This is a genomic window from Neomelitea salexigens DSM 19753, assembly GCF_000422345.1.
GTDB lineage: Bacteria > Pseudomonadota > Gammaproteobacteria > Pseudomonadales > Spongiibacteraceae > Spongiibacter > Spongiibacter marinus_A.
In genome coordinates this window covers 565,493-583,060 of sequence record NZ_AULP01000001.1, presented here as the reverse complement: position 1 = coordinate 583,060, position 17,568 = coordinate 565,493, and the positions used below count along the sequence as shown (strand labels likewise).

General features: G+C 54.1%; 17 protein-coding genes. 10 read left to right on the top strand and 7 right to left on the bottom strand.

Translation table 11 applies throughout. The features are described 5' to 3' along the window. Positions 1-147 precede the first annotated feature (147 nt). Positions 148-2,670, top strand: coding sequence for a TonB-dependent receptor (locus H573_RS0102785; protein ID WP_027872930.1), 2,523 nt, complete (start codon positions 148-150; stop codon positions 2,668-2,670). Between the two features lie 74 nt (positions 2,671-2,744). On the opposite strand, the gene H573_RS0102780 is transcribed toward H573_RS0102785, so the two are convergent. Then, positions 2,745-3,836: an AraC family transcriptional regulator gene (locus H573_RS0102780; protein ID WP_084497884.1), complete on the bottom strand. Its 1,092-nt coding sequence runs from the start codon at positions 3,834-3,836 to the stop codon at positions 2,745-2,747. Between the two features lie 133 nt (positions 3,837-3,969). Between H573_RS0102780 and H573_RS0102775 the strand changes: the two genes are divergently transcribed. Genes H573_RS0102775 through H573_RS0102740 form a run of 8 tightly spaced genes read left to right on the top strand, consistent with a single transcriptional unit; the run spans position 3,970 to position 12,663 of the window. Further along, complete coding sequence (locus H573_RS0102775) at positions 3,970-4,476, top strand: hypothetical protein (protein ID WP_027872928.1); 507 nt, start codon at positions 3,970-3,972, stop codon at positions 4,474-4,476. Positions 4,477-4,487: 11 nt separating this feature from the next. After that, the gene (locus H573_RS0102770; RefSeq protein ID WP_234701824.1) at positions 4,488-5,249 is read left to right on the top strand and encodes an SDR family NAD(P)-dependent oxidoreductase; all 762 of its coding nucleotides are present in this window, start codon (positions 4,488-4,490) and stop codon (positions 5,247-5,249) included. A 4-nt stretch (positions 5,250-5,253) separates the two neighbouring features. Continuing rightward, positions 5,254-6,261 (top strand): Rieske 2Fe-2S domain-containing protein, encoded by a 1,008-nt coding sequence (locus H573_RS0102765; protein WP_036255662.1) that lies wholly within the window; start codon positions 5,254-5,256, stop codon positions 6,259-6,261. 1 nt (position 6,262) lies between these two features. Continuing rightward, positions 6,263-8,401, top strand: a complete 2,139-nt coding sequence (locus tag H573_RS0102760; RefSeq protein WP_051170917.1) for an oxidoreductase — start codon at positions 6,263-6,265, stop codon at positions 8,399-8,401. 40 nt (positions 8,402-8,441) lie between these two features. Continuing rightward, the gene (locus H573_RS0102755) at positions 8,442-10,169 is read left to right on the top strand and encodes an amidohydrolase (RefSeq protein WP_027872924.1); all 1,728 of its coding nucleotides are present in this window, start codon (positions 8,442-8,444) and stop codon (positions 10,167-10,169) included. A 27-nt stretch (positions 10,170-10,196) separates the two neighbouring features. Continuing rightward, positions 10,197-10,982, top strand: coding sequence for an SDR family NAD(P)-dependent oxidoreductase (locus tag H573_RS0102750; RefSeq protein WP_027872923.1), 786 nt, complete (start codon positions 10,197-10,199; stop codon positions 10,980-10,982). Next, positions 10,979-11,599, top strand: coding sequence for a nuclear transport factor 2 family protein (locus H573_RS0102745; protein ID WP_027872922.1), 621 nt, complete (start codon positions 10,979-10,981; stop codon positions 11,597-11,599). The genes H573_RS0102750 and H573_RS0102745 overlap by 4 nt, the downstream gene beginning before the upstream one ends. Further along, positions 11,599-12,663 carry an alkene reductase gene (locus H573_RS0102740; RefSeq protein WP_084497883.1) on the top strand — a complete coding sequence of 355 codons (1,065 nt, stop codon included), beginning with the start codon at positions 11,599-11,601 and terminating at the stop codon, positions 12,661-12,663. Before H573_RS0102745 ends, H573_RS0102740 begins: the two co-directional genes overlap by 1 nt. Positions 12,664-12,724: 61 nt before the next feature. Here the strand turns inward: H573_RS0102740 and H573_RS0102735 are convergent, their stop codons facing one another. From H573_RS0102735 to H573_RS19645, 5 genes are all read right to left on the bottom strand, one after another. Continuing rightward, positions 12,725-13,504 (bottom strand): putative porin, encoded by a 780-nt coding sequence (locus tag H573_RS0102735; protein WP_161624232.1) that lies wholly within the window; start codon positions 13,502-13,504, stop codon positions 12,725-12,727. 208 nt (positions 13,505-13,712) lie between these two features. Beyond that, on the bottom strand, positions 13,713-14,363 hold the full coding sequence (locus tag H573_RS0102730; protein ID WP_027872919.1) for a class II aldolase/adducin family protein: 651 nt from the start codon (positions 14,361-14,363) through the stop codon (positions 13,713-13,715). Positions 14,364-14,365: 2 nt separating this feature from the next. Next, positions 14,366-15,253 (bottom strand): protease HtpX, encoded by an 888-nt coding sequence (htpX, locus tag H573_RS0102725; protein WP_027872918.1) that lies wholly within the window; start codon positions 15,251-15,253, stop codon positions 14,366-14,368. Positions 15,254-15,337: 84 nt separating this feature from the next. Further along, positions 15,338-15,622, bottom strand: coding sequence for a hypothetical protein (locus tag H573_RS16810; protein ID WP_154653821.1), 285 nt, complete (start codon positions 15,620-15,622; stop codon positions 15,338-15,340). Between the two features lie 171 nt (positions 15,623-15,793). Then, positions 15,794-16,273, bottom strand: a complete 480-nt coding sequence (locus tag H573_RS19645; RefSeq protein ID WP_051170912.1) for a DnaJ domain-containing protein — start codon at positions 16,271-16,273, stop codon at positions 15,794-15,796. Between the two features lie 124 nt (positions 16,274-16,397). Between H573_RS19645 and H573_RS0102710 the strand changes: the two genes are divergently transcribed. Further along, positions 16,398-17,333 (top strand): type II secretion system F family protein, encoded by a 936-nt coding sequence (locus tag H573_RS0102710; RefSeq protein ID WP_027872917.1) that lies wholly within the window; start codon positions 16,398-16,400, stop codon positions 17,331-17,333. Here H573_RS0102710 and H573_RS0102705 read toward each other — a convergent pair. Further along, a complete protein-coding gene (locus tag H573_RS0102705; protein ID WP_027872916.1) occupies positions 17,308-17,490 on the bottom strand; it encodes a hypothetical protein in 183 nt (60 codons plus the stop codon). The genes H573_RS0102710 and H573_RS0102705 overlap by 26 nt on opposite strands. Positions 17,491-17,568: the final 78 nt, after the last annotated feature.

Genomic DNA, 17,568 nt, shown 5'->3' with positions numbered 1-17,568 from the left:
TTTTTAATTGCCGAGGCGTTAAATTTTTTAGCATCTAAAATAAATAAATAAATAAGTAAATATGTTAGCGATGTCCACAGTCGCTACGTGCAAGACAGGTTGAGAGGTAGCCGCTCTTAGCTCTAATAATGAAAAGGGAGTCATGGCATGAAAAACTATTCGTACGCAGGCAAAATGAAAATGTTGCCGTTAGCGATGTCACTACTGTCGGTGCCTGCATGGGTATCGACAGCGTCAGCACAGGCCTTGGAAGAGGTGCTGGTAACTGCTGAGCGCAGAGAGGGGTCGTTGCAAGACACGCCTATTTCTATAACGGCCATAACCAGCGATGGTATTGAAAAGCGTGGCATAACCAGTACGGATGACATGTTTGCGTCCATGCCTAGTATGGGTGGATATTCTGCGCCAGGTTCCCGGGGCGCCACCAGTTTAAGTATTCGTGGTATCTCTGGTGGGGTGGCCTCGAATATTTCACTAGACCCCGCTGTCGGCATGTACATGGATGGTGTCTACGTGGGCAAAATGCTCGGTGGCGCGATGGATGTCGCTCAAATTGAGCGAATTGAAGTGTTGCGTGGCCCTCAGGGCACGCTTTATGGGCGCAACTCAACCGCCGGTGCTATCAATGTGATTTCGCGCAAGCCATTGGGTGAGTTCGCGGTAGATCTGACTGCAGGTGTTGGTAATTACGGGCTGCGGACATTGAAAGGTAGCCTCGACCTCGACTCGGTGGGCACGGTTGGCGAGGGCGCTGGTAAATTGAGTGCAGCCGTTAATTTCCTGAAAAAAGATCGCGATGGTTTATACGAAAACTACTCTGGTGGTAGTGACTTCGACAGCATGGACCGCACGGCGTGGCGCGCGGCCCTGCGCTGGGAGGTGACAGAGGATCTAACGGTAGATTATATCTACGACCACAGTGAGCTTGATGAGGTGGGTGCCCTGCAAAAAGTGGTTGGTTTTACTGCGCTGACTACTCAGGGAACCAGCCGTTTAGATTTCTTGAAAAACACGGTTTTGCCTAACGCTCAGGGCCTGGCCATGGTTCCTGGCTCTGATCCAAGAATTTCCAGCCGTTGGATTCCGTCTATTAATAAAACGATTGAAGCCTATGAGCGAGCGCTTGAGCGCGGTGAAGGGCGCCCTAAGGGCGGTTGGGCAGAAAATGCGCCAATCAGTGAAAATGATTCAAATGGGCATTCAATTACCGCTGAATTGTTCTTAGGTGAGCATGAAACTTTTGGGGAGGTGACCTTTAAGTCGATAACCGCCTATCGAGACATTGAGACCTATGTGTTTGGTGACCTCGACGATATAGACAGTAGTCTCGATGTCAACGGTGTGGGTGCGTACAACGATAGTTTGCACGGCGCCTTGCTACAGCTTTACGGTGGCAGTAGCGGCTTCTCTTTTCCTTTAGTGGATAGTGTGTGGAATGCTGTTGATCAATTGGGCGCTGGCCACTCTCTGCAAGACACCGACTCGGAGTATGAGCAGTTGTCACAGGAATTTCAGTTGATTGGTTCCACCCCTCAACTCGATTACACCCTGGGCCTGTTTTGGTTTGAAGACGAATCAAATTACGACCGTCGCGCGGCCTTTGCCTTGCCCCTTGCTGGTCGTCAGGCTGAGAAATACACGCTCAATACTGACGCATTGGCTGTTTACGGTCAGGGCACCTATCGCTTTGCTCAATTAGAGGACCGTTTGGCGTTAACGATTGGTTTGCGTTACACCGAAGAGAAAAAGGCGGTTGACTACGATTATGGGCAGGTTGTCAGCCCATTCGGAACAACGCCTGCGCGCTCGACAAGCCTGGACAATAATTTTTATAACTTTAGTTATAACACCACCCTTGCTTATGATTTTGCCGATAACATCAATGGCTTCATTCGCTATGCCACGGGTTATCGTTCCGGCGGCTACAATGGTGAGATCTTCGGAAATGGCTTTGAAGAAGAAACCATTGAGCAAGTTGAAGTCGGCGTGAAAACAGACTGGCTGGATAATCGCCTGCGCGTTAACGCCGGGTTATACGGCTACAAATATGATGACCTGCAAACCAGTGTGATCGACACCTCTAGCGGCACTGCGGCATCGGGCATCATCAATGCTGGTGTCGCGGAGCGTTGGGGAAGCGAGATCGAGATCTCTGCTGCGCCCATTGACGCGATGGTTGTAAGCCTGGCTTACTCCTATATCCACGGTGATTTTGCTGAGTACCCAAGTACTTGCCTAAATGGTCAGTGTATTAACGGTTCAAAAGAATCGAAACGCGGTAACTCCCCTAGTAACAAGGTGAACCTGAGCGTTGATTACACCTTTGCGCAAACGTCTATCGGTGACTTTAGCGTGTTCGTCGATGCCAATTGGCAGGATTCGTGGGAGCAAGTCAGTCTGGCGCCTGCGATTATCTCTGACGGCATGGGTGGGCAGGGCGTGTACTCCTTCCCTGTGCGCTCCATGGACGAAAGAACGGTCATCAACGGTCGCTTGAGCTTGAGCAATATTCCCGTGGATAAAGGCGAGTTAATGGTTTCGCTTTGGGGTAACAACCTGACAGATGATGATTACCCCGCGTATGGCATTAACTTTCAGGCCTTGGGACTCGAAACAGAGCAATACGGTGCACCTCGTACATATGGTCTAGAGCTGCGTTACCGTTTTTAATTGTTGAATGATTCCCCCCAGTATTTCGGCGAGCCTAGGCTCGCCTTTTTTGTATCTGAGGGAGGGCGACGTTTTTATTGCTCTTCAATGAGCTCGGATCGGTACTGTTTGGGGGTCAGGCCGGTCCAATTGCGAAATGAACGAATAAACGAGCTGGATTCTAAAAAGCCAAGTAGCTCGCCGATTTCGTGAATTTTGAGTTTGTCGTCGCGCAGGTGGCGCATGGCGATGTCGCGGCGATAGTGGTCTTTCAGTTCCTGGTAACTGGTGCCCTCACTGTTTAACCGGCGGCGTAGGCTGGACGGCGACATGTGAAGGTTTTCGGCCATATCTTCAAAGCTCGGCAGCGCTCCCGCGCCGCTTTTTGCAAGCAGGGAGCGAATCGCCGCGCCGGTACTGGCTGGCCGAGAATCTTGTGAGATGAGTGCGTACACCGCGTTGCGCAAAAACGCTTCTAATGACTCGCTGGTGTGAACAGTTCGATAGCGCAGGCACTCGGTTGGAAAGGATATGGCAGTGTAATCGCAGTCGTATCTGGGGCGGACTCCCATAACGCCATTGATACTTTCTGTGTAGGCGGGAGAGAATTCTGGTGCGGCGATCTGTAGGCCAGTTAATTCTATATCACGGCCTACCAGCCAGCCCATAAAAGCGTGCCATACCCGTATTCCTGAGGCCTTGGCGACGGTGTCTGAAAACTCGCTGCGATCCCAGCTATTGGGCATAAACTCGGGGCTGATTTTATCGGCATTGAAGTGGTAAAGCAGTTCAGCTGTGCGGCCTTGAATGCGTAGCTCGATGCGATAGCCCGTCATGCTGTAGAGCATGTCCTGATAGCGTTGGGCTCGGTACAGTGAATCCTCAAGTGTCTGGCAGTTGATAATGCTGTAGCACATAAAGCGAAATACATCGCTGCCTATGCCCGAGCCCCAAGGCACGACGACATCCAGTTGCTGCATGGCTTCGGCGGCAAGCTCATAGAGGCTGGAATACCGGTAGCCGGGCAGCATGTGATCTTCACCGGCAGTCTTCAAGTCGTCGATATTGATTCCCGCGCGCTTGGCTATGGTGTGCTGGTCGATACCAACTTTGTCCAGATAATCCAGTAATCGTAGGAATTTTCGTACCGGGATTTCGTGCATGGTCATCGGATGAGACATGGTCATATAGACACTCTTTACGCCGCGTTATTGGCATTAAATGTTGGCGTTTCTGAAAGTTTTTGTGCTTTAGCTAATGCGCGTGTCCCTTAATACTAAGAATCTAATAATTAAAAGCAATTACGCAATTGGAGTAGGTATGTCCACAGGTAGCCGCCGCTATATTTTTAAAGAAGCGTCCATTAATGGTGTGATCAATGGCTGTGTTAATGGCGCCTTTGCTTGGTATCTGAGTGAAGAAAAGCCAGTGCTATCAGTCTGGACTGCTCAGGGGGTGCTTGTCGACTTTATTGCTACAGCAGTCATCCTGGTTTTTATCCTCAGTTTGATCGTATTGCCCTTGCAGCGGCGCAAAGTCGCCAAGGAGGGCCTGGCTGCGGTTCAGCCGCCCTTTGCCTTTATGCGCTATATGGGTTGGCTGGCGCCACAACGCGATGTAGTTAAAGCACTGGCACTAGCGCTATTGGCGGGTTTACTCAGCTTGCCGGTACTGGCGACGCTGTTCTCGGTAGCCGGTGCTGAACAAATTAGCCGCGTCGACTTTACGCTGTTGAAGTCAGTGTATACGGGTGTGGTTGCGGCGGCAGTGGTGCCACTGATTGTCTTATTCGCGATGCACCCGGTGCGCCGCGCTCAGGCTTCCTAAGGAGAAATGAAGTGTCTACAGCATTGAAAGATAAAGTTGCTTTAGTTACGGGTGGGGCAACGGGTATTGGTCGCGCGATCAGCGAAGAATTAGTTGCGCAAGGCGCAAACGTTGCTGTGCTTGATGTAAACGACGAGGCGGGTGAAGCGTGTGTAGCTGAGCTAAGTAACATTGGAAGTGCTGTTTATTTTCACTGTGATGTGAGCGATGAGGCCCAAGTAAAACAGGCAGTGGAAAACATTGTAGATCACTATGGGCGCTTGGACCTGGCTTGCAACAATGCCGCCGTTAGCCGGGGTAGTGGGCCAATTCATCAATTTGAGCGCAAGGTGTTTGATCAAACTCTGGAGCTGTGTTTGACCAATACATGGCTGTGCATGAAGTACGAGATTGAGGCGATGCTCGCCAATGGTGGCGGCAGTATTGTGAATATTTCGTCCAATGCCTCGCTGCGTGGTCAGGCCTTCAACACCGCCTATGCGTCGGCAAAAGGCGGTGTGAATATACTGACAAAGAGCGCGTCCACCGAATACGCTAAGCAAGGGATTCGCATCAATGCTGTGTCTCCAGGTGTGATTCGCACGCCGGGCTTGGAAAAATATTTTGAAGAGCAGCCGAAAATGGCAGAGCAGTTGCGCAAGGTCGCGCCTATGCAGCGTTTGGGCGAGCCGGCGGAAATTGCCAATGCGGTGGCTTTTCTTCTCTCTGAAAAAGCATCTTTTATTACCGGTCAGCTATTGTCAGTAGACGGTGGCGGCGCGGTGCGAGGCTAAGTTAATGACTATTATTGCTTCTACAAAACGTCCCCGTGTTGAACTGCCGATGCCTTACGGTTGGTTTCAGGTCCTTTACTCTCAGCAATTGGCGGTGGGGGAGTCTCTACCGCTTGAGTATTTTGGGCGTGAGCTAGTAATTTTTCGCACCGAGTCTGGCGAGGCGAAAGTACTCGATGCCTACTGCCCTCATATGGGCGCGCATTTGGGCTACGGCATTCGCGATCACGCCGGCGGTGGTTCGCGGGTAGTGGGCGACAGTATCGTCTGCCCCTTTCACGGTTGGCAGTTTAATGGCGACGGTCAGTGCACCGGTATTCCCTACGCTGAAAGAATGCCGCCTCGGGTTGCCAAATGTGAGCAGGTTATACCCAGTTGGGAAGTGCGTGAGCAAAACCAGTGTATTTATGTTTGGTATCACCCTGAGAATATTGAGCCCCTCTTTGAGCCGCCGCAAATTGACGAGGCGACGCCAAACAATGGTGATTGGGGGGAGTTGAAAATTTATGAATGGGACATTGCTACCCACCCACAAGAAATTGGTGAGAATGCGGTGGATGCGGCGCATTTCCGATTTGTACACGGCACGCCAGAGGTGCCTGAGCCGACGGTTATGCGTTTTGAAGAGCACTGTCGTTTTGGCTTGCTTGAATCTGAGCTGGAAACGCCAAAGGGGCGTGTGGAAGGCCGCATTGAAAACAGCAGCATTGGTCCAGGTATTTCTACGGTGCGCTTTAGCGGTATTTGCGAAACCGTGCTGATGGCAAATTTGACGCCGATCGATGAGCACAACACGAAGGCGATGTACGCCTTTATACAGCGTGACGGTAACGGTAATAAGGTCGGCCGTGTGGCGCAGGCGATCATTGATGATATTCGCCAGCAAATGGAAGAAGACCGAATCATTTGGGCGCGCAAGCGTTACTTAGAAAAGCCTATGCTGTGTGACGGAGATGGGCCCTTTGCCAAATTCCGTCGTTGGTATGGCCAGTTTTTAGTGTCGGAGAGCTAGCATGATAGATGTGCGCGAGGTGGGTGAGTGTCGACATCCTCACCTGATGTCTGAGGCGATGATCGGCGGCATGCGCTTGCGTAACCGAACGGTTTTGGCCGCCATGGGTACCGAGTATGTGCTTGAGGATGGCAGCCTGGGCGATCGCGCAATGGACTACTACGAGGCCCGCGCTGCCGGCGGCGCGGGCATGATCGTGCTGGAAACCAGCTCGGTTGCCTGGCCGATGGGCATGTCGATGCCAAAGATGCTTGGCCTGTCATCGGATGACTTTTTGCCTGGACTCACTGAATTGGCCGAGCGTGTCCACGCTCATGACTGCCGCATTGCGGCGCAGCTTAATCACAGCGGCAAAGTCTCCGCCCACGATGTGGTTGAAGGGCGTCAAATACTCGTTCCGTCAATCCCCAAAGCTGCAGCCAATGACATGGGCAACGGCTTAACGATGGCCGAAATGGCCAACTTTGTGCGCTCTGCTGGTCCGGATGGCAAGGGTCCGCGCTTTAAAGAAATGGATCAGGATGATATCGACTGGGTGGTCGATTGTTTTGCCTCCGCGGCAAAGCGTGTGGTTAACGCCGGTTTTGATGCAGTAGAAATCCATGCTGGGCACGGTTACATGTTGTCATCATTCCTGTCTCCTTATGCAAACCGGCGTGAAGATGACTACGGTGGCTGCTTAGAAAACCGCGCGCGTTTGTTGTTGCAGGTGGTTGCGGCAATAAAAGCAGAACTGGGCGACGACATTCCAATCCTGGTGCGCATTGATGCCTGCGAATACCGAACCGAAGGCGGCATTACTATTGACGATGCGGTCAGACTTAGCCGGTGGCTGGACGAGGCCGGCTGCCATGCCATTGATGTCAGCGCTTACTCTAACAACAGCGCCATTGGCTTTACCGAAGGCCCGTTGGTACATCAGCCAGGTGGCTATATCGATTTTGCCAAAGCGATTCGGGCTGCTGTAACTATTCCTGTGATAGCCGTAGGGCGCATTGAACCTGATGTTGCCGAACAGCATATCGCTCAAGGGGATTTCGATTTTTTGGCCATGGGCAGAAAATTGCTGGCAGACCCTGAGTTGCCAAATAAATTGCGCGATGGTCGTCAGCAGGATATTCGCCCCTGTATATATTGCTATGTCTGTGTAAGTCAGATTTTCATTAACAAACCCCTGTGCTGCGCGGTCAATCCGGCTACGGGCGAGGAGGCGAGCTTAATGCGCTTTGAGCCTGCCGCTCAGCCTAAAAAGGTATTAGTTGTGGGCGGTGGGCCGGCGGGAATGGAGGCGGCGCGGGTATTGGCCGATCGCGGTCACCAGGTCATGTTATGGGAAAAAGAAGACCAGTTAGGCGGCACGCTGCGGGTTGCTGCCTTGGCATATGAACCCAATGGAAAGCTCATTGATTATTTGAAACAGGCGTTGGAAGCCTCGCCTGCGCAAGTGGCATTGAACAAAACGGCCACGGTGGCTGACATTAAAGCACTGGGCGTCGACTCGGTGGTGATCGCGGTGGGCGCTGATCGCCAGGCACCGCCGTTACCCGGTAAGGATCTGCCGCATGTGCTGGACGGTGAAGAGCTGCGGGACATGTTATTTGCAGGCAATGCCCACGGTAAACTGAAGCGCTTTCAGCGTGTCATGCTTCGTCTGATGCATGCACTAAAGCTTAACCGCGATATAGATCGTATGCGGAGTTTGAGTCGCCTGTATATGCCGCTAGGGAAGCGGGTAGCGATAGTCGGCGGCGGCTTGGTGGGTTTGGAGGTAGCCGAATTATTGGTAGAGCGCGGCCGCGAGGTGACCGTGTTAGAGCCGGGCCGCGACTTCGGTGCGGAACTTAGCATTGTTCGTCGTTGGCGTGTGTTACACGGCCTTGCTTCCCACGGTGCCCGCTTGCTGCCAAACGCCCAGGTTAGCGCGATATCTTCCGACGAGTTGTCCTATGAGCAGCAAGGAGAGCAGCATAGGCTAGCCGTCGATACGGTCATTATTGCTCAGGGTGCAAAAGCCAATACCGATTTTGAGCAAGCACTGCGCAGCACGGGTGTGGATGTGCATAACATCGGTGACAGCAAGCAGATTGGCTACATTGAAGGTGCGGTGAGAAGTGCGCGCGAGCTGGCGGTGTCATTGTGACTAGGCTATTGCTAGATGATCAATCCGGAGGTCACTCGCTATGCGCTTAGTCATTAAGAGTTTGTCTTTGCTGCTTGTTTTACTTGGCGTGCTTGCCGCGGCGCTGTGGTTTAGTTGGCGCGGCCCGCAACCGCCTTTGCCCAGTCAACAAGTGTTTATAAACGGCCATATTCTCACGATGGATGCGGAAAATCGCATTGCCGAAGCGCTGCTGCTTAACGGCGAGCGCATTGAGGCCGTAGGGAGCAATGCGGAAATTCGTGCGTTGATCGATGATGATGTCACCGTTTACGATTTGCAGGGCCGAACCTTGCTTCCCGGCTTTATTGACGCCCACGGACATTTTCCCGGCACCGGACTGTCGGCGCGAGGTGTCGATCTGAGCAGTCCACCTATTGGCAATGTCAGGTCAATTGCCGATATTCAAGTGCGGTTGCGCGCCGCTGAGTCAGCCTTGAAAGAGGGGCAGTGGTTGTTTGGCTTCGGCTACGATGATTCGCTGTTGACCGAAGCGCGCCACCCCACCCGCGACGAATTAGATGCTGTGTCAACGCAGCGGCCGATCTATCTGATGCACAGCTCCGGTCACTTAGCGGTTACCAATAGCGCAGGGCTGGCATTGGCGGGGATTGGCCCTGACACACCCGACCCCGAGGGCGGCGAAATTCAACGCGATGAGAGTGGTCGCGCTACCGGCCTATTGCTAGAGCATGCAACGGATCTGGTTGCGCCGCTGGCGATGGATTTCACCTTGCTGGATTTTGTCGCCATGGCAGACGTGGCGACCCAACAATACCTGCAAGCGGGTGTCACCACGGTGCAGAGCGGCGGTGTGGATGGTCGAATGTTGCAGGGACTTTATGGTTTGTCGATGCTGAACCGCGTTCCCCAGCGTGTGATTGCCTGGCCGATGGGGCAGCAGGTGGGTGATCAGCTGTTGTCGGGTGAATTAAACCTACAGCGTTTTCAGTCAAATAAATTCGCGACACCGGCAGTTAAGTTAGTGGCGGATGGCTCTATTCAGGGCTACACCGCATATCTGGCAATGCCGTATCACCGTCATAGCGATGCCGATTTTGTTGGCTTCGCCCGTTATACCCAGCAGCAGCTCGACGACGATGTGGCTGCGTATCACTGCCGCGGTTATCAATTGGCCATCCACGGCAATGGCGATGCGGCTATCGATATGCTGTTGGACGCCTTCGAGCGTGCCCAGCAGAAATGCCCAAACGCCGACCCCAGAGCCATCGTGGTTCACGCGCAAACAGCGAGGCCCGACCAGTTAGACCGGATGAAGTCATTGGGAATGACGCCGAGTTTCTTTGTGGCGCATACCTTCTTCTGGGGCGACCGGCACCGTGATCAATTTCTTGGGCCAGCGCGCGCCGCCGCGATCAGCCCACTGAAAAACGCCTTGGATCGCGAGCTGCGATTCACCACCCACTTAGACTCCCCCGTAGTGCCAATGGATATTGGCCGCCTGTTGTGGTCAGCCGTTACACGGGAAACCCGCAGCGGCAAGGTGTTGGGTGACGATCAGCGAGTCTCCATTATGCAGGCTCTGCGCTCGGTAACGATCGATGCCGCATGGCAGAGCTTCCAAGAAGAACAACTGGGCTCATTGGAGCCCGGCAAACTGGCCGACATGGTGTTGCTTGATCGCGACCCTCTGCGAGGCCCTGAGCAATTACTCAATTTCAATGTGGACCAGTTGTGGATTGGTGGGCGCTGTTATTACCAGCGCGATCAGCAGCAGTGCCTGCGTTGAAATATCGATTTATTTAAGGAGAGAGACATGGCGGATAGACTGCACAACAAGGTGGCGATTATCACTGGCGGCGGGCAGGGCATTGGTGCCGCGACGGCGCTGCGCTTTGCCGAGGAAGGCGCGAAGGTGGTGATTTGCAGCCGCCGCCTGGAGCCGCTGGAAGTCGTTGCCCAGCAAATTCGTGAGGCCGGTGGTGAGTGCCTGCCCTTGTCGGTGGATGTGAGTGATGAAGAGGCTGTAAAGCGGTTGGTGGCAGATACACTCGCGCAGTTCGGCCGCATCGATATTGTGGTGAATAATGCGGTACTGATGGTGCCCGGTATGTTGGCAAATCACAGCACTAGGGCCTGGCATCAAAACTTTCAGGTTTCCCTGGATGGCGCGATGTTTCTGATGCGCGAGGCTTACAGCGAGCTCAAGAAACACCGCGGGGCCGTGGTCAATGTGTCGTCGGTATGCGGTTTGGCGGGCTCGGTGGCTACGGCTGGTTACAGCGCGGCCAAGGCGGGCGTTATTGCCCTGAGTAAGAGCGCATCGATTGAATGGGCGCCTGCGATCCGCGTCAACACGGTGGTACCGGGCGCGTTTCTCACACCGGCCTTGGAAACGGTGAACCCTGACGAAGAGACTCAGCGCGCCACGGGGAAAACAATTCCACTGGGCCGCATTGGCGACCCGCGTGAATGTGCCAACGCGATTTTATTTCTCGCCAGTGACGAGGCGTCCTACATAACCGGGGCCGTGTTGAATGTCGACGGCGGGCGCATGGCAGAACTGAATACCGGTAGCGCGCGCTGGGAGGACAAGGCGTGACACACTCTCTGGAACAACGTATTGACCGCCTTGAGTCGCTGGATGAGATTCGCCAGCTGGTGGCGAAGTATGCCCTATCGCTGGATATGCGCGACCTGGACGCCCATGTGAATCTATTTGCTGAGGATATTCGTGTGAGCCGCGAGCACAGCGGTCGCGCGCATTTGAAGGCGTGGGTTGATGATACCCTACGTTTGCAGTTTACCGGCACGTCTCACCATACCGGCAACCACATTATCGAGTTCAGTGACCCCGACCATGCCCACGGCGTGCTGTATTCCAAGAACGAGCACGAATGCGGCGGTGAGTGGGTAATTATGCAAATGCTCTACTGGGACGATTACGAGCGCAAAGACGGCCGCTGGTTTTTCCGTCGCCGCTTGCCGTGCTACTGGTATGCCACAGATCTGAATAAACCACCGATTGGGGATATGAAAATGCGTTGGCCCGGCCGCGAACCCTATGAAGGGGCGTTTCATGAGCTCTTTCCCAGCTGGAAGGAATTTTGGCTAAACCGCCCTGAGGGGCTGGCCGAAGTGGCCGAGCCTGCACCGGTAGATGAATTTTTAAATCGCATGCGGCGCGGCGCGCCTGCACCGAAAATTCGGGTGAGATGATGAAGTTATTAAGCGAGGTGCAACTGGGCGGCTTAACGCTCAGCAACCGTGTTGTGATGGCGCCCATGACGCGCTCGCGCGCCGATGAGAGTGGCGACATGCCCAATGACCTGATGCGCGAATACTACCGCCAACGCGCCACAGCGGGTTTGATAATCACCGAGGGTACCCACCCCAGCGCAGAGGGTAAGGGCTACTGCCGAACCCCAGGAATATACACTGACGCGCAGCAGGCCGCGTGGGCCGAGATTTGCGAGGCGGTGCACGGCGAGGGCGGTAAAATTGTTCTGCAATTAATGCACTGTGGTCGCGTGGCTCACCCGGACAATAAAGCACCGGGTGCGCGTACCATGGCGCCATCGGCCATTGCCGCAAAAGGGCAGATATATACCGAGCAAGGTATGCAAGATTTCCCCGTGCCCGAGGAGATGAGTCGCGCGGATATCCGCCGTACGATTAATGACTATGCATCGGCGACACGGCGCGCCTATGCGGCAGGTTTTGATGGTGTGGAGCTGCATTGCACCAGCGGTTATCTGCCAGCGCAGTTTCTCTCCACAGGCACCAATCAGCGTGAGGATGACTACGGTGGCACCTTGGCCAATCGTTTGCGGTTTGTATTGGAAGTACTTGAGGCGATGGCGGAGGTCGACGGGGCATCAAAGGTCGGCATGCGAATCTGTCCGGGCAACCCCTTTAACGACTTACACGACGACGATTATCAGCAGACGTTTGCGGCGCTGTTAAAAGCGGTGGACGCGATCGGTCTGGCCTACTTACATGTGATTCGGATGCCAAAGATTGGCGATCACATTGCGTTGGCCAAAGAGAATTTCTCCGGCCCATTGATCGTTAACGACAGCTATACCGCTGACGAAGCCGAGGGCGCATTGTGTGGCGATTCGCAGATCGCAGCGGTATCGTTTGGTCGGGCATTTATTGCCAACCCTGATTTACCGCGCTGTTTTGCGATGGGAGGAACGTTGGCTAATATCGACCCTAAAACGCTATACACGCCGGGGCCCGCAGGTTATATCGATTACCCAAACCGGTTAGCGGAATAAGGTTTTTGTAGGTATAAAAAAAGGGCTGCCCAAGAGCAGCCCTTTTTAGTAGCGCTAGTGCTTAGAAACGCACTGCAGCGCCGAACATAATGCCGTCGGCGTCAACGTCACCGCCTTGGTCAAAGTATGCTGCCATCAGCTCAACATTTGGCTGGGGGAAGTAGCTTACGTCGAGAGTCACTGTGTCAGTGTTGTAGTCGCCTACTTCTGTCAGATCGGCTGACAGGCCAACACCGAGGTCTTTGTTGAAGTAGTACGTCGCACCCAGCTCGATCATGTGACCGCTATCATCGTCAGTGTCGACGTAAGACAGTGCCGCGTCATAGGCCAGTGTTGCGCCCTGAGTCAGTGGGTTTACACCGTGAACGGCGACATTGAGCTGGTCGATATCTTCGCCGTCATCGTCAGTAGTTTGGTAGCTAACAACGATGTCGGTGTTGTCATTCAGGTAGGTACCCACGCCCACGCCAAAAGTGTCGGATTCGGCGTTGCCCGCTTCAGACTCTTCGTAGGCCGCTTCAATAATCAGGTTGGTATCAGTGACAACACGAACATCGAAGTCGAAGCTGTCTACGTCGTCGGCACCTGCGACATCAGGCTCCAGGCTGTTGTAGCCAAAACCAACCGATGAACTCTTGTCCAAGAAAGCCGCTTCTGCGTGAGGGCCTTTGCTAGTGTCGACAGACTCGAAGTTGTAGCGGCCCTGAACGCCCATTACATCGTAGTCAACGGCACCGCCTACTTCTCCTTGGCCATAGAAAGCACCCGCTTCCATTTGGTAGTCAGCGCTCGCAGCGGCAGCGGCAGTTGAGACGGCAATAGCCAGTAGCGTTTTTTTCATGTTTTTCCCCGTTTTGGATTTACTGTCGGCACCAAGTTGGTCCGTTACACTTCTTTTTGTGTTTATAACCATAAAACGTGAACGCCATATTACAGTGCGCATGGTGCACACTAATAGTGCGTCCGAGGCTGAGCTTACCACTGTTTTGTAGTAGTGCAACAGTCGATGCAAGGCCGGGAATAGGGCAGATTAAAAAAATAGGCGACGACTATTTCAGTCGCTGGCCATAATGAGAAAAAGCGTCCGTGACGTCGGTCATTTCTTGATCGCTCAACAACACCGGTTCACCGCTTTGCAGGCACAGCAAATAGCTTGCTGCTAAGGCCTCGACTTCTTTGGCGAGGGCAAGAGCGCGCGTGGCATCTTCAGCGATACAGATTTGGCCGTGGTTGGCCATCAGGCAGGCGTGGCGATGCTCCAGCGTTTGGCAAACCGCCGTTGATAATGCCTCGCTGCCAAACAAGGCGTAGTCACAACAAGGAATATCGTCGCCGCCAGCAACACTGACCATGTAGTGGAAGGCGGGAATCGGGCGGCGCATGCAGGCCAGCGCGGTAGCGTGTGTGGAGTGACAGTGCACGACGGCGTTGATATGTGGGTGGCTGCGATACAGGGCCTGGTGCATTTGCCATTCGCTGGACGGACGGGGTTGATCGTCCGGCCAGTCGGCAAGGCTGGTGGTTTGCCCGGGAACAAATACGAGGTCGTTGTCAGTGGCTTTACCGGCAACGGCGCCGCTGGCACTGATTATCATCCCATTGTCGATTCGCACAGAGATATTGCCCGATGCCCCTGGGCTCAGGCCAGCCGCGCCCATTTCATGGAGGGCATCTAACAAGGCGCGGCGGCCGGCAATCACTGCTAGCTACCGTTGCGAAGCGCTTCGATACGCTTCTCAAGCGGGGGGTGGGAGCTGAACAAGGCGGCAAAGTCTTTCTTAGTGCCCGTGCGTATGCCAAAAGCGGTAAGTTCATCGGGCATATCGTTGGGTAAGCCTTGTTGCGCCTGCAGGCGTTGCAGGGCCGCAATCATATCTTGCCTCCCCGCCAGGTGAGCGCCCGCCGCATCGGCGCGGAACTCGCGCCAGCGAGAGAACCACATGACAATGGTCGATGCCAGAATTCCCAACACCATTTCGGTAATGAAGGTGACCACGTAAAAGCCGATGCCGTGACCGCGCTCGGTTTTAAACACCACTCGGTCGACGGTGTGGCCAATAATCCGCGCAAAGAACATCACAAAGGTGTTTACGACCCCTTGGATCAGGCTCAGGGTGATCATGTCGCCGTTGGCAACGTGGCCGATTTCATGGGCTAGCACAGCGCGAACCTCATTGGGGCGCATTTGTCGTAGCAGGCCTTCAGAAACTGCCACCAGCGCGGCATTTTTATTCCAGCCGGTGGCGAACGCATTCGCAGCCGGAGAGGGGAATATGCCTACCTCTGGCATGTTGATGCCGGCTTTCTGGGAGAGTTCGGCAACGGTTTCCAGCAGCCAGCGCTCTTCACTATTGCGCGGTTGTGTTATTACCTGGGTGCGCGTTGAGCGCTTGGCCATCCACTTAGAGATGAGCAGTGATACCAGCGAGCCACTCATGCCGAATACCGCGCAGAAGATCAACAGTGCGCGAAGGTCGAGATCGACATTGTTCGACGCCATGTAGCTGTCGACACCGAGTAAACTCAGCGAAATACTCGCCACGGCCAAAATAGCGATGTTGGTGGCGAGAAAGAGAAAAATGCGCATCATGGTTGCGTGAACCCTCGAATTAAAAACTCTTGGTTTAGATGGGGGGGAGTGCTCTGGGTTTCAAGTATAAGGATGAATTTTCGTTTAGCTTTCACCCTCTACTATCGCGCTTTCTGGTGAGTCTACCTCTGTGTCATCGGGAATCGCTGGCCCTGGCTCAACATCCGGCTGGCGATGCTCATCAAGTGGGCATGCCAGGGCATTGGCGCGCAACCAGATATCTTTGCTGCTTAATTCAAAGACGGTGTTTATCGCCTCGTCGTGGTGCTCGGTTCGGTAAAGCAGTTTTCGGTCTCGGCCGTCCAGCCACTGCTGCTGTTTGCCCAGGTAGTGGCCGTGTTGATTTTGAATGACGAAAACGTTGGTCATGGCCTGTTCCACAGATACAAAGTCAGAGGGCCCCATTTTAGCGCGGCGGTGGGGTGACTCAAGTGCCTGTGGAGCCGCGCCCGCTCAGCCGGGTTTCATTCGTGCGTGAGTGTTTGTTTTGCCGCTACCTGCACAAACTAGCCCGCGCCGCACAATTTGGTAGCGTCTTCCTTAGCCAGTTCTTTTGTTTAGCAGGACGTCTTTTGCTGCATTCAGTTGGCTGGCGAGGTAATCATTTCCGCCTCTGTCGGGGTGCAATTTTTGCATTAGGCTGCGGTGGGCGGCGATGATGTCGTCGTCGCTAGCGCCTGCCTTCAGCCCCAAAATAGACAGGGCTTGGGACTCATCCATATCCATTTGTGGCGGCGTGGTGGCGTTTGGCTCTGCCTCACCCTGCGGTTTGTTGCTGATTTTATGGTAGATATGCTGCAGCACATACTGTCGTACGAAGGGCATGGCGCCACCAACCAGCCCGGCCAGCCAGTGGACGCGACCGGTTATGGAAAGCAATATCAAGCCGGCTGCGGCCATACTGACTAACAGGGTGATGTAGTAGGAGCGCCGTTGCTGCTGCGGTTTGCTCTGCACTAGCTTCACAAAGCGGTACAGGGCGTAGAGGATGGCGGCGGCGATGAGTAAACGAATGATCATTGTGGTTCCGTTCGCAGTGCTGGCCAGCGGGCGGGCCGTTTAAAAACAAGCTGTGGTAGAGTATAGGGCTTTCTCGGCCGCAACCCTACCGTCGCAGCTGTAAACACAATAATTATGGGATGCTATGGGCTCAGCCTCTTCCTCGGCGCAGCGTTTTATGCTGTTTCTGTCGCTGCACACAGCCAGCCAGTCAGGTGATAATAACTGGGACCAATTAATTGCCCTGCTTAGCAAGGGCGAGCAGGCTGCGCATCGCGCTCAGCTCGATGCCTTGGCGCAAAAGTTTGCCAGTGGTCAACAGGTGGTATTAGACGAGTTGCGCAGTGGCGGGCTATTCCTGGATTGGGAGCTGCGTTTTATGCAGCTGGGCTTGGCGGTCGGGAATTTGGCGAATGTATATCGACGCCTGGCCGAGCATTATCGATTGCTTACCGAGTTTCAGCAGCGCTTTCGTCGCGCGTCGCGCCTACCACTTCTATTGGTGGGAGGCTTTATTTTGCTGGTGCCCTTGCTGTTATTGGTATCGCGCCAACTGCAGCCGAGTGAGGCGCTGGCGGCAATAGTGCTTGGCTTAGTGCCGTTGGGGCTGCTGAGTGCTATCGCTGCAGGGCTTTGGCATCGCCGTGAGTCGCCGTGTGTACAGCGTTTCTGTTACCGACTGCCGGGCATCGGCCGGGCGTTAGCCGGCTATCAAAGTTATCATTATGTGAATCACTTGGGGGAATGTATTGCTGCCGGAATGCCACTGGCGCAGGCGCTTAAGCAAGCGGCGCGCCGTATGCCCGACAGCCCGGTGAGAGCGCGCTATGAGCGCATTGCCAGCGAAGTGGGTGCGGGAGAAAAACTTTCCGTCGCTCTAATGAGAAGTGGTGCCTTGGCGGGGGTGGCATTGCCCGCTGCTGGGGCAGCGGATGCTCGGCAAGTGCCGGCGCAATTAAGCTTGGCGATACATCAGAGCTGTGAAGAGCAGTTAAACTTTTGGGCGTCTAGTCTGCCCTTCCTACTATTGGGGTTGATCCCCTATTTAGTCGTTCTTAATGCCTGGTTTCTTTTGCGGTAAGGGTTTCCAGCTCATCAATATAGTGACGACGGCCGGACAACTCCTGCTCAATGGCAAATTTTTCGCTAGAATTTTGCCACTCGGCATTTTTAAGCAGCTCCCAAAGCTTGCGGCTGCATAAGTTTTTTACATCGATCTCAGAATTCTGGTTGTTCACGTCTGTTCTCCTGGCAGCGCTTATTTGCTGCATTTCTTTCCTTTCTTTGTCTTCCTGTTTCCAGCGTGACTAATCATG

Coding starts and splice junctions, on each gene's coding strand:
- H573_RS0102785 (WP_027872930.1), top strand. CDS start 148: ATGAAAAACTATTCGTACGCAGGCAAAATGAAAATGTTGCCGTTAGCG.
- H573_RS0102780 (WP_084497884.1), bottom strand. CDS start 3,836: ATGACCATGTCTCATCCGATGACCATGCACGAAATCCCGGTACGAAAA.
- H573_RS0102775 (WP_027872928.1), top strand. CDS start 3,970: ATGTCCACAGGTAGCCGCCGCTATATTTTTAAAGAAGCGTCCATTAAT.
- H573_RS0102765 (WP_036255662.1), top strand. CDS start 5,254: ATGACTATTATTGCTTCTACAAAACGTCCCCGTGTTGAACTGCCGATG.
- H573_RS0102760 (WP_051170917.1), top strand. CDS start 6,263: ATGATAGATGTGCGCGAGGTGGGTGAGTGTCGACATCCTCACCTGATG.
- H573_RS0102755 (WP_027872924.1), top strand. CDS start 8,442: ATGCGCTTAGTCATTAAGAGTTTGTCTTTGCTGCTTGTTTTACTTGGC.
- H573_RS0102750 (WP_027872923.1), top strand. CDS start 10,197: ATGGCGGATAGACTGCACAACAAGGTGGCGATTATCACTGGCGGCGGG.
- H573_RS0102740 (WP_084497883.1), top strand. CDS start 11,599: ATGAAGTTATTAAGCGAGGTGCAACTGGGCGGCTTAACGCTCAGCAAC.
- H573_RS0102735 (WP_161624232.1), bottom strand. CDS start 13,504: ATGAAAAAAACGCTACTGGCTATTGCCGTCTCAACTGCCGCTGCCGCT.
- htpX (WP_027872918.1), bottom strand. CDS start 15,253: ATGATGCGCATTTTTCTCTTTCTCGCCACCAACATCGCTATTTTGGCC.
- H573_RS16810 (WP_154653821.1), bottom strand. CDS start 15,622: ATGACCAACGTTTTCGTCATTCAAAATCAACACGGCCACTACCTGGGC.
- H573_RS19645 (WP_051170912.1), bottom strand. CDS start 16,273: ATGATCATTCGTTTACTCATCGCCGCCGCCATCCTCTACGCCCTGTAC.
- H573_RS0102710 (WP_027872917.1), top strand. CDS start 16,398: ATGGGCTCAGCCTCTTCCTCGGCGCAGCGTTTTATGCTGTTTCTGTCG.